Here is an 11,527-nt window from a genome sequence, read left to right as displayed (position 1 = left end):
TTGTCGCCCTACAACATCCCTCCTAATTGCTTTGCCTACCAATAGACCGTTCCTATGAAGACAAAAATACGGCAATGGATGGTTTGTATCATCCTAGGGATCAGCATGATCTTCACGCAGCAGTTACTTGCCCAGAAGATGCCGCGCGAAGACGTCATCGATGTCCCTGCGATAGGCGATGGACTTTGCGTGAGTAATCTATTCCAGACCAATATGGTTCTGCAACGCGATAAGCCGATCCATATCTGGGGATGGGCGAAGCCTGGCGAAAAAGTCACTGTCAGCTTCGCAGGTCAGACGGCGACAGCATCAGCAGGCAAGGATCGTGCCTGGAAAGTATCCCTTACAGCAATGGCAGCCAACCATACGCCACAAGAGATGACGATCCGCGGTGAAAACGAGACACTAGTGCTCGACAATCTACTGATCGGTGATGTTTGGGTTCTCGGTGGCCAAAGCAATATGGAGTTTGAGTTGTCCAAGGTCGAAAATGGGCAACTGGAAATAGTGTCGGCCAACTTTCCCTCGATTCGGATTCTGTCGATTCCACACGACCAGGGCCCGGAAGAAAAGCAGAGTTTTGCCCGGTTGCATCAGTGGAGCGACTGGTCTAGTCGTCACTTTCGCAAGGGAGACTGGGATGTCTGCACGCCGGAGATTGTAAGGGAGCTATCAGCCATCGGATATGTGTTTGCCCGTCGCATTCATATGGCAAGCAACGTTCCAATCGGGGTGATTGATGCCAGTCGAGGTGGAACTACGGTCGAGACTTGGACTCCATTGAGTATTCTTCGCTCACTTGACAGCAAACCAACCCAGGCCAAGCTGCTGCAGTTCGATACCAAGGTTGCGGAATGGAATGCCCAAGATGACCTGAACAAACGCATCGAGCAGCACAATCAGTGGCTCAAGAAGCAGCGTGAAGAAGGGAAGCCAATCCCTGCCGATCGCCTGAAATCTCCTGATGATTTGCGGATTGGTCCGCTGGGCGATGCCAACTATCCTGGCAATTGTTACTCGGGAATGGTCGCTCCGTTAGCCGGCCTGTCTATCAAGGGAGCGATCTTCCATCAAGGTTTCAACAATGCTTTTGATGGCTCACCTGGTGCAGAAATGTACCGTGATGTTTTTCCCGAAATGATCATGGCATGGCGAAGAGCTTTCAGTACGCCTGACATGCCGTTTGGCATTCTTTCACTCTGCACGGCGGGCGATCCACAAACGCATGATAACTATTGCGAAATGATGTTTGACGCGGGAATCGAGATACGTGCCGCGCAGTACGAAACGTTTTTGGAACTCTACCGTGCGGATGATAGGCAAATCGGTTTTGTAAGCACGTATGACCTCCGCCGCCGATGGTACCATCCGCAGGTCAAGCTGCCGGCTGGCGAACGCATTGCACGTTGGGCCCTGGCAACCCAGTACGGATTCGATCAGCAGCTTCAATGGAAGCCACCCATGCTGGACGGTATCGAGACAGTTGGTAACGAGATGCGTCTTGCATTTAATACTGAGGTCGGAGACCCGGAAGAAGGAAGTATCGAGGGCTTTGCGATTGCGGGAGAAGACCGCAAGTTTCATCCCGCAAACGTTACCTACGCGGTAAAAGGCCAGGATGACCGAGGGCGAACGCAGTACGATCGACGTCAGCTTGTACTGACCAGCCCCATGGTCCCTGAGCCGACTCAATTTCGCTACGCCTGGGGTCGAAATCCATTGGCTAATCTGCAGGCAATCGGCAATTTGGATCTGCCATTCGCTACGCAGCGGAGTGACAATTGGGCGTTGGAGTTTGTTCCCAAGGGTGTGGTCAGTGAGGAAACCGAGCTACCGATTTCTCGCGCAGATCGGGGGAAGATCCTTCAAGCTCTCCGCAAGCAAGATGAGATGCGGCGAATTGAAGAGGCAAAAGCGGTCTTGGAAACGGCTCAAAGCACCTCGCGGTAATTCGCTCGAAACAGAAGATTAGGCAACCAGCGAAAACACTTTGGCTGACGGCGCTTATTGTTTTGCTGGCTGGGTCGCAACTGGTCGAAGCGGAACCCAAGGCGTCGATTCCTGTACCCCTGGAAGTTCAGGGTGCATTGAAAAAGTATTGCAATGATTGCCATGGCGAGGACGCTAGCGAAGGGGGAGTGCGCCTCGATAACCTTCATCAACTCGACGTCGAATCGGAACTCAGTTTAATGAACCGTGTCCAGGACCAGCTCTTTTTTGGGCTGATGCCCCCTGAGGATTCAGGTCAGCTGCCACAGAGAACGCCTAAACTACTGGCCGGTTGATTGCGTGACGATCTGTGGCGCAATAGCATCCCAGAAGGCAGCGGGGGCATGTTCGACAACACGATGGTGTTTTACTTTCCAGGCTCTGGCGAAACGCATAACACTCGCACGGGACCAAATACCCTTTCATCTTGATGGCCGGAGATAACTGCCGGCTCGACCTGGGGAGACGTTACATCCAACTGCCAAACTACGGGCAAGATGGGCATATGATACTAGGCAACTGGTACACAACGCTTCTCAACGCCTATGGCAGCGGGGTCGATCATTTTGGGTCGCTTGATGTTGGGCTCGCCAAATGAAGTCGGCTTGCTCAAGCACTGGCTGGCTCGGATCGGCAGACTGTGGAATCGATTCAACATCAAGCAGACTGTCAACAAACTGTAGAGCGGATTTAATAGTCGAGTTCGATGACAAGCGGCGAAGGCCTGCATCCTTTGTAAACGTTCTATCTTTCCATTGGCAACATTGAAGCGGATGGTTTCGCCGACATATTCTTGTGTCATATTTTTATGGAAACTTTTGACGGAATTCGCTATCATTGCCATCAGGCGTTCGCCTTTCTCCGCATCTACTCCCCTCCAACTTCCCTCGCACTACTCCGATCGGCGCACCGTCGATCTCCTCGTTTTCCGGGTATTGAATCATGGCACTGGCTCGTCAATGCGCGCTGCTGATGCGCTTAGGATGTTTCATCCTCGCGATTGCCTTCCTGGTATCGAATGTCCCGTCGGCCATTTTCGGAGATGAGCTTCTACCAGAGGATCGGTCGATCGCCGAAGTAGTCGACCATTACGTTTCTGCACGTTTGAAGCAGGAGAAGATACAACCGGCTCCGACTGCCGATGACGCGAATGTGCTCCGGCGTACGACGCTCGATCTGGCAGGACGCATTCCGACCAGCAGCGAGACGGCCAATTATCTTGCCGACACCGACGAATACAAGCGGCAGAATTTAATTAATCGGCTTATCGGGTCACCTGCATTCGTTCGCCATCAAGTAAACGAGTTCGACGCCTTGTTGATGCCAGATAGCAAGACCAGTCTGCGCGAGTACCTGTTGCCGGCATTTGCTGAGAATCGTCCCTGGGACCAAATGTACCGAGAGATCATGCTGGGGCAAGAGGATGATCCAGAGCAAAAAGGTGCTCTGCAATTTGTGAAAACAAGGGTCAGCGATCTCGATCGTTTGACGAATGATGTCAGCGTCACTTTCTTCGGCGTTAATGTTAGCTGTGCTCAGTGTCACGATCACCCGGATGTCTTCGAATGGAGCCAGGATCGCTTCTTCGGAATGAAATCGTTCTTCAACCGCACTTTTGATAACGGCGGTTTGCTTGGCGAACGTGAATACGGGTTGGTGTCCTATCAGACGACCAAGGGCGAAACTCGAGAAGCCAGATTGATGTTCTTGACCGGTACCGTACTGGAAGAGCCAGAGTTTTCCGAGCCAGATGATGAGGCTAAGAAGGAAGAGAAGAAGATGTTGGAGGAGTTGAAGAAGCAGAAGCAAGCTCCCCCTGCGCCCAGATTCAGTCGCCGTGAACAGTTAGTCGAAGTCGCCTTGAGATCGGGCGAGAACAATTATTTCGCCAAGGCAATTGTCAACAAGGTATGGAATCGTTTCTTTGGTTGTGGGCTGGTGATGCCTCTGGACCAGATGCATCCAGAGAATCCAGCGAGTCATCCAGAGCTACTGGAGTGGCTTGCCCGCGATCTTGTAAACCACAATTTCAACTTGACCCGGTTGGTCCGTGGCATTGTTTCCAGCGAGGCATATTGCCGCTCTAGTATTTGGACAGGGGATTCCAGACCGGACCCAGACATGTTCGCTGTTGGCAGCGTGCGCCCCTTGACCCCTTACCAATATGCCACGCTCTTGCGCGTGGCCACCGCGAATCCCGACCTGCTGGGTACCGATCAAAAGGCTGATGACGTGGAAACTCGCTTAGGCAACTTGGAGATCGCGGCGCGTGGGCTTGCGCAGAAGATAGAACATCCTGGGACCGACTTTCAGATTGGTGTCGCTGAGGCCCTATTATTTTCCAACAACGAACGAATCCGCAACGAGCTTCTTAGGGATTCCAATGACATGCTCATTGGCAAACTGAAGAAGATCGGTGACACGAGCGAATTGGTACGCATGGCCACGATGTCGATCTGGAATCGCTTGCCTGATCCCGACGAACAGGCGGCACTGGTTGGATACCTGGAAGGTCGTGCGGACCATCGGGACGAGGCCATTGGTCAGATGGTTTGGGCCATGTTGACTGGCAGCGAGTGTCGATTCAATTATTAGCCGCCCATAAACCGGACCCCGGATTGGGTTTCCAGCCCATTTGAGTCAGGAGAATAACAATGTCGAAACGACGCAATTGGTTCTGCGGTTCAGAAGAACATCGAATCAGCCGACGCGGCTTTCTTGGTACGGCTGCCGCAACCGCTGGATCTATGTCCGCGTTGAACCTGTTGCGCGAGCCGGCCTTAGCAGCCGAGTTGAAGAAACAAGATAAACGGGTCATCTTGCTCTGGTTGGCCGGTGGTGCCAGCCAACTCGAAACATGGGATCCCAAACCGAGACGTCCCACCGGCGGACCTTTTGCCGCGATCCCCACTTCCGTGCCAGGCATTCACATTTCGGAACTAATGCCTAAGATGGCCCGGTGTATGGATGACACGGCGATTATTCGTTCGTTGAACACCAAAGACGGATCGCATGGTGGTGCAGCCCGCATGATGCATCTGGGAAGACGCGATGAGGCAACAGTCCAGTTTCCTGACTTGGGTGCGGTATTGGCCCGCGAACTAGGAAGCAGGGATAGTAAAGTGCCCGACAATGTGTCGTTCTATACCGCGACCGAAGGGCGAGGGAATGCGGTCGGACAAGCAGGCTTCCTGGGCGCGCGTTACTTACCCATGTCGCTGACGACCAATTCCAGGCCTGAAGACCTGGCGCGTCTCGAATCGATCTCGGATCTGGAGCACAAGCAAAGACATGAATTGCGAGAATTACTGAGTAACCGATTCATCGAGTATCGGCATTCGAACAGTCTACGTAGCCACAACGAAGCATATTCCCGAGTGCGTGGCTTGATGTCCAGCGACAAGCTGTTCGACATCTCAGAGGAACCGCAATCGATACGGGAACGCTACGGTCCCTCGCTGTTTGCCGAGCAATGCTTGATCGCTCGACGGTTGGTCGAAGCGGGGACACCGTTTGTAAAGGTGTCACGTGCGTGGTGGGATAGCCATGGACAGAATTTCGAAACCCATCTGGAACTAGTTTCCGAGTTGGATCACGTTATGTCGGTGTTGCTGGACGACCTCAAGCAGCGGGGCCTGCTTGAGAATACGATGGTCGTCACACTGTCGGAATTCGGAAGGACTCCTCAAATTAATGCCAGCCTAGGACGTGATCACTTTGCGAGCGCTTGGAGTTGCACACTTTCGGGTTGCGGTATCAAGGGAGGCATGGTCTACGGAGCTACGGATGAAGATGGTCAAACGGTGAAAGATGGCGAGATCGATGCTGGTGATTTGTTTGCCACAATCTATATGGCGCTCGGAATCGATCCCCACAGCGAGTACTACGTCGGCTCTCGCCCGATTCCCCTGGTTCATGAAGAAGCTTCTGCCGTAACGGAAGTGCTCGCATGACGCAGGCATAGGACGATTTTCAAAGAAACCTCCTTTAGGCGATACGCATGACGGCCGATCCCAATAACCTGAAAGTGATCAAAGAAATTTCGCGACGCGATATTCTGTTTAGCGTTGCTACGTTGAATGAATCGGAAGTCCTTGTAGGAAGCTCGGATAGTAATGTCCATCGAATGAACGCCCAGGATGAAAAGGCCGAGGTTAGCGAACTGTCTGGGCATACAAGCTATGTCACGGGACTGGAACTAGTTGGGGATCAACTTGTGTCCGGAGCTTACGACGGCAAACTGAAATGGTGGGATCTGGAGAAAAAGGCCGAGATCCGAAGCATTGATGCTCATTCCAAGTGGATTCGCCGTATAGAGCTATCCCACAATGGCAAGTTTCTCGCCACCGTTTCCGATGATATGGTCTGCCGCGTGTGGGATGCTACCAATGGAAACGTTGTGCATGAACTCAAGGGGCATCAAACAACCACCCCCAACAACTTTCCATCGATGCTGTACTGCTGTGCGTTCAGCCAGGATGATCGCTTTTTGGCCACGTCTGACAGGGTTGGTCACGTTGTTATCTGGGATCTACATTCTGGCAAAGAAGTGAGAACGATTGAAACCCCTGATATGTATACGTGGGACCCCAAGGCCCGCATTCACTCGATCGGTGGAGTGCGAAGCCTGGCCTTTTCTCCGGACAGCAAGCAGTTGGTTGTTGGCGGCATGGGGCATGTCGGAAATATCGATCACCTCGGTGGGAAGTCGTTGGTTGAAATCTTTAACTGGGAAAAAGGTGAACGATTACACCAATTGGCTGACGATTCGTACAAAGGTCTTGTCGAGCGGTTAGTATTCCATCCCAGTGGAAAGTGGTTCATTGCCGCAGGTGGCGACCATGCGGGGTTCGTAAAGTGCATCAATGCAGACACGGGCGAGACGATCAGAGATAGCAAAACGTCGACACACATCCATGATATTCGACTGAAAGACCAGCAGGGGAAGTTGATCACAGTTGGCCATGGCAAGATCGTACTGTGGCAGCTTTAGAATACCAGCACAAGCATTAGGCAAGCGCTTCGGTCACTACCTTTCCGTGGACATTGGTCAAACGGCGTTGGATGCCATTATGATAGAAGGTGAGTGCTTCGTGGTCGATTCCAAACAGATGCAGGATCGTGGCATGAAAGTCGTGCCAAGGAATCGGGCGTTCGACCGCTTTCCAGCCGATGTCGTCGGTGCTGCCAACTGCTATGCCTGGCTTCAGGCCAGCGCCAGCCATCCAACAACTGAATCCATAGCGATTGTGATCACGGCCTGGTCCAACCTGATCTGCGGCTGACTGTGCAAATGGCGTGCGACCGAATTCGGTTGTAAATAGAACAAGCGTATCCTGAAGCATGCCCCGCTGCTTGAGATCCTTGAGAAGCGCTGCCACAGGTTGATCGATTCGACCTGCTTCGATTGTATGATTATCTTTGACGTTCTCGTGGGCATCCCAGCTTGCACGGGGACTTCCGGCGACAGGGCCGCCGGAAAACAACTGTACGAAACGCACGCCTTGTTCGAGTAGTCGGCGACCGAGCAGGCAGCGGCGGCCCATGTCTGCCGTTTCCTTCTGATGAATGCCGTATAGCTGTTGAGTTGCTGGCGATTCATCCGCAAAACTGCTGACTGTCGGAATGGAACTCTGCATCTGTGCGGCAAGTTCGTAACTTTTCAGGCGAGCAGCCAATGCCTCGTTGAGTCCACTACGGTGCAAATGTTGCTGGTTGACTGCTTGAATGAAATGCCGGGTGTCAGCATCGGCATCCCTAGTAATCGATGCAGGCGGAAACAAGTCCCGTACTGGTTTCTCGCCGCTACCCAATACGACTCCTTGATGACTTGACGGAAGGAAAGCGCTGCTCCAAGTTGAAGCCCCGGTATTGGGCGCTCCTCGTTCGTCGTTCAGTACGACGTAGGCAGGTAGCGATTCATTCTCGACCCCCATGCCGTAAGATATCCAGCTTCCCATGGAAGGAAAACCGTTGAACTCGAATCCGCTGTTTGCCAGGAACAACGCCGGCGTATGGTTCGCCGACTTCGACTCCATGCTGCGCAGCACGGTCAAATCGTCAGCCATCTCGGCGATGTGCGGAAACATCTCCGAGATCATTAAGCCGCTCTTTCCACGTGGTAGGAATTTCCAGTCCTCGCCACGCAGCAATCCGATCTGGCCGAAGAAAACGTCAGGCTGTTCATCCGTGTGAAGGGACTTCCCATGCATCTTCCTTAATTCTGGCTTGTAATCAAAGGAGTCGACGTGACTTAAGCCACCGACTAAGCAGATGTGAATCGCTCGTTTGGCTTTGGGGATGAATTTTGGTGAAGCGTCTGCAGCGGAGGCTGTGTCTTGGGACAGTAAAACGGCAAGGGCGGTCGCTCCGAGACCGTTGACACCCCAGTGTAAGAGATTGCGGCGATCAAGAGTTCGTGTGTTATCCATGGATCGTCCTGCCGTTACTCAATGACGACAAATTCGTTGATGTTGAATAGGCCACGACATAGTGCCGACAGTCCATGCTTGCGAACCAGTTGCTCGGAAAGTGTTCGTTCCGATACAGTTGGGTCACGGGCAATGGCCAGTTGCCAGGCACGCGTGATTTGCAACGCGGTATCTTCGCCGGCGTCTTCACGAACGCGATCTGCGAAGTAGTCTGACATTCGTGCTACCAGTGGATTATTCATTAAGCTCAGAGACTGTAGCGGCGTAGTGGTTACCGAGCGCCGCGGTGCCGTTGAAGCAGGATCGGGACAATCGAAAGTATCGAGCAGGGCGCTGCGGCCACCACGAGGGTTAAAGCGGTAGACGGTTCGTCGGAAGAAATCAGGACCATCAATGTCGAGTGGTTCGTAATAGGTGGTCCCACTATTGAGCGTGACTGAGACATCTTTGAAGCTGGGCCCACCTGCCTTTTCGTTCAGTTGGCCCGACACGTGGAGCATCGCATCGCGTAAAGATTCGGCTTCAATTCGCCGTATATTTGCTCGCCACAATAGGCGGTTGGTGGCGTCTGTATCAGCCGCTTTTGTCCCGTGTGTCTCTAAGGGGCCGGGTACTGCCTGCTGATACGTGCTTGAATTGACAATCAGGCGATGCAGCCATTTCAGTCGGGAACCATTTTGCTGAAACTGTTGCGCAAGATAGTCGAGTAGTTCCGGATGACTCGGCTGGCCGCCATTGAAGCCGAAGTCGTTGGGTGTGTCGACGATACCTGTTCCAAAGTGATAGTGCCAGATGCGATTGACGATTACCCGAGTGAATAGTGGGTTATTTTCATGCGTGATCCACTCTGCCAGCTTGCGGCGGCGCTGAGCCTCGGGAGCATCCGGAGCCAGCCCGAATTCTGGAGAAAGTCCGTGAATGGCCGCCGTTGTTGCGGGAGAAACAACCTCGCCTTCATTGTCGGGATCTCCTCGAAGCAGCACGTTGGTGATCTCACCTTTGCTGGCTGCAAGCGTGTAGATCTTAAAAGTGGCCTTCGATGCTTGCCTGTTTCGCTGGTTCACTAATTCACTAATGCTTACTTTCAAGGCTGCGCGGTGGTCGCGTTCTCCCTTAGTCAATGCGGCGACAAGTTGCTCTTCGGAAACATAGGCTGCGGAATTGCCAGCCGACACGGCGATCTCTTCCTGGGAAAGGGCTCGATCGTACAGCGCTGCTCGGTGTATCCTGCCGGTCAGGTATCGATTTCCCCCGCCGGGCTTGTGGCGTAGCCCGAATAGTATCTCGGTGTCTTCCCCCTTAAACGGTTGAAACGGTGACTTGCGAACCGAATGACCGTATGGAAGCCCGTCTCGATAGCCGATGATCGTTCCATCGTGTTGGTAAACCAGTGCAATGTGAACTGGACGTTGGGTGGCGTCTTTCTCCTGAGGTGCTTCGAACGAATCGGTGCGAACGAATCCATTGCTTCCGGCCATCCAACGCCCGGGTTCGCGTTCGCCGAAGACGATCGCATCAAAAAACTCACCATTTCGACTCTCTATTGAAATGGCCGCTCCACCCCGCTGTTCGAGATCATCCAGTTGCACCCACGCCTCAAGCGTCTTTTCTGCAAGGTTCGTTACGAGTGGTTGAGTTTCGACGAAGCTCTTGCCATCGAGGAGCAAAGCACCATCTTCGATGCGTGCTCCACCGTGCGCTATGCCGTGCAGCCCTCCGATCGAGTCGTTCAGGTCGTTGTCGAATTCCCAGCGAGCCAGTGCTGCTGGTGGCGTTGCAGGGACAGCCTCTTGATTTCGCGCTGCAATTACTTTAACGCGAGCGGATCTGTCAATTTCAGCAAGTTCGCGGCGGAGTTCTGCGAGGCGTAGACCGAGCTGTGCCAACTTGGCCTGTTCTTCGGGAACGGGTATGTCGCGGTCACCGAATCCTAGTCCAGAAATGGCGGAGGCGAGTTGGTAATACTCTGTCTGGCTGATCGGATCGAACTTATGGTCATGGCATCGTGCGCAATTGAAGGTCAATCCTACGAACGTTTGCCCGACTGTGCCAAGTACTTCTTCAATCTCATCCTGTCTGGCTAACTGCTTCATGCGTTTGCTACCACCGACAGTCGTGTTGTGTACGCCAGCAACCCAAAATCCCGTAGCTGCCGCGCCTTGAACTCCGCCAACTTCCTGATCGCCGATCAGTTGCATGCGAACGAACTGATCGTAAGGCATGTCACTATTAAGCGAGTCGATAACCCAGTCGCGGTAATGCCACGCGTTCTCTCGCTGAAAGTTGCGTTCAAAGCCATCGCTTTCACCGAAGCGAACGACATCAAGCCAATGGCGTCCCCATCGCTCGCCGTAGTGCTTCGATTGGAGTAGTTCGTCCACTATTTTCTGGTAAGCGGCATTCGACGGATTGCTCACATACGCGGCTACCTGATCTGGTGTGGGAGGCAAGCCGACTAGATCGAAATAGACTCGCCGAATGAGTGTGCGTGGATCGGCTTGAGATGATGGTTGTAAGCCTTCTATCTGTAAACGGCGCAGCACGAACGCGTCAATCTCGTTACGAACCCAGGGTGACTTGATTGCCGGTGGCGAAACATCACTCAGCGGCAATAGCGACCACCAGTCGCGACCAGCCCGGCGGTCAGTTGTGAAGGAGAACAGATCTAGCGGACCAGTGCCCCAGTTCGCTCCTTCTTCGATCCACCGTTTCAGAGCCGATTTGTCTTGCGTGCTAAGCGGATGTTTGGGAGGCATTTCGTCGGCACTAACGCGTTCCCATAGCAGACTATCTGTCGCTTTTCCCGGGACGACCGCCGCTCCGCTGTCGCCCCCCTTAGTGACCAACGCCATTTCGGTCAGATTCAGGCCCCCTTCAGATTCTGTGCCCTGATGGCATTCCAGACAACGCGATACAAGAATCGGAGCGATCTGTTTGTCGAAGTCGATCGATTGGGCCTGAAGGGGCACTAGCCTCGAGCTTGCGATGACGAACACAACAACATAGAGCAAAGCAGGCTGCACCATGTTCAGGGAGTGATTCGTCATCTTAAAAGCTCCATGCGGACAGGTGCCGCTGCCTGATCACGACCATCGCGTCATTCACTG

General features: G+C 53.3%; 8 protein-coding genes. 5 read left to right on the top strand and 3 right to left on the bottom strand.

Annotated elements, in window-relative coordinates:
* The first annotated feature begins 54 nt into the window (after positions 1-54).
* Together C5Y96_RS20190 and C5Y96_RS28205 are read left to right on the top strand one after the other, a co-directional pair.
* On the top strand, positions 55-1,950 hold the full coding sequence (locus C5Y96_RS20190) for a hypothetical protein (RefSeq protein ID WP_114322195.1): 1,896 nt from the start codon (positions 55-57) through the stop codon (positions 1,948-1,950).
* A 62-nt stretch (positions 1,951-2,012) separates the two neighbouring features.
* A complete protein-coding gene (locus C5Y96_RS28205) occupies positions 2,013-2,285 on the top strand; it encodes a c-type cytochrome domain-containing protein (RefSeq protein WP_409994433.1) in 273 nt (90 codons plus the stop codon).
* A gap of 215 nt (positions 2,286-2,500) precedes the next feature.
* Here the strand turns inward: C5Y96_RS28205 and C5Y96_RS27140 are convergent, their stop codons facing one another.
* Positions 2,501-2,833 (bottom strand): hypothetical protein, encoded by a 333-nt coding sequence (locus C5Y96_RS27140; RefSeq protein WP_146115747.1) that lies wholly within the window; start codon positions 2,831-2,833, stop codon positions 2,501-2,503.
* A gap of 98 nt (positions 2,834-2,931) precedes the next feature.
* On the opposite strand from C5Y96_RS27140, the gene C5Y96_RS20180 reads away from it, so the two are divergent.
* Genes C5Y96_RS20180 through C5Y96_RS20170 form a run of 3 tightly spaced genes read left to right on the top strand, consistent with a single transcriptional unit; the run spans position 2,932 to position 6,982 of the window.
* Positions 2,932-4,584: a DUF1549 domain-containing protein gene (locus C5Y96_RS20180; protein WP_105357119.1), complete on the top strand. Its 1,653-nt coding sequence runs from the start codon at positions 2,932-2,934 to the stop codon at positions 4,582-4,584.
* 59 nt (positions 4,585-4,643) lie between these two features.
* The gene (locus tag C5Y96_RS20175) at positions 4,644-5,942 is read left to right on the top strand and encodes a DUF1501 domain-containing protein (protein ID WP_105357117.1); all 1,299 of its coding nucleotides are present in this window, start codon (positions 4,644-4,646) and stop codon (positions 5,940-5,942) included.
* Between the two features lie 47 nt (positions 5,943-5,989).
* Positions 5,990-6,982 carry a WD40 repeat domain-containing protein gene (locus C5Y96_RS20170; RefSeq protein WP_105357115.1) on the top strand — a complete coding sequence of 331 codons (993 nt, stop codon included), beginning with the start codon at positions 5,990-5,992 and terminating at the stop codon, positions 6,980-6,982.
* Between the two features lie 16 nt (positions 6,983-6,998).
* Here C5Y96_RS20170 and C5Y96_RS20165 read toward each other — a convergent pair whose 3' ends face one another.
* Both C5Y96_RS20165 and C5Y96_RS20160 read right to left on the bottom strand, forming a co-directional pair.
* On the bottom strand, positions 6,999-8,420 hold the full coding sequence (locus tag C5Y96_RS20165) for a DUF1501 domain-containing protein (RefSeq protein WP_105357113.1): 1,422 nt from the start codon (positions 8,418-8,420) through the stop codon (positions 6,999-7,001).
* Positions 8,421-8,434: 14 nt separating this feature from the next.
* A complete protein-coding gene (locus C5Y96_RS20160; protein WP_105357111.1) occupies positions 8,435-11,467 on the bottom strand; it encodes a DUF1553 domain-containing protein in 3,033 nt (1,010 codons plus the stop codon).
* Positions 11,468-11,527: the final 60 nt, after the last annotated feature.

Source organism: Blastopirellula marina, from assembly GCF_002967715.1.
Classification (GTDB): Bacteria; Planctomycetota; Planctomycetia; order Pirellulales; family Pirellulaceae; genus Bremerella; species Bremerella marina_B.
This window is presented reverse-complemented; position numbering and strand designations above follow the sequence as displayed.

Excerpts from the sequence above, each read along its gene's own strand:
- C5Y96_RS20190 (WP_114322195.1), top strand. The coding sequence starts at position 55 with ATGAAGACAAAAATACGGCAATGGATGGTTTGTATCATCCTAGGGATC.
- C5Y96_RS27140 (WP_146115747.1), bottom strand. The coding sequence starts at position 2,833 with ATGGCAATGATAGCGAATTCCGTCAAAAGTTTCCATAAAAATATGACA.
- C5Y96_RS20180 (WP_105357119.1), top strand. The coding sequence starts at position 2,932 with ATGGCACTGGCTCGTCAATGCGCGCTGCTGATGCGCTTAGGATGTTTC.
- C5Y96_RS20175 (WP_105357117.1), top strand. The coding sequence starts at position 4,644 with ATGTCGAAACGACGCAATTGGTTCTGCGGTTCAGAAGAACATCGAATC.
- C5Y96_RS20170 (WP_105357115.1), top strand. The coding sequence starts at position 5,990 with ATGACGGCCGATCCCAATAACCTGAAAGTGATCAAAGAAATTTCGCGA.
- C5Y96_RS20165 (WP_105357113.1), bottom strand. The coding sequence starts at position 8,420 with ATGGATAACACACGAACTCTTGATCGCCGCAATCTCTTACACTGGGGT.
- C5Y96_RS20160 (WP_105357111.1), bottom strand. The coding sequence starts at position 11,467 with ATGACGAATCACTCCCTGAACATGGTGCAGCCTGCTTTGCTCTATGTT.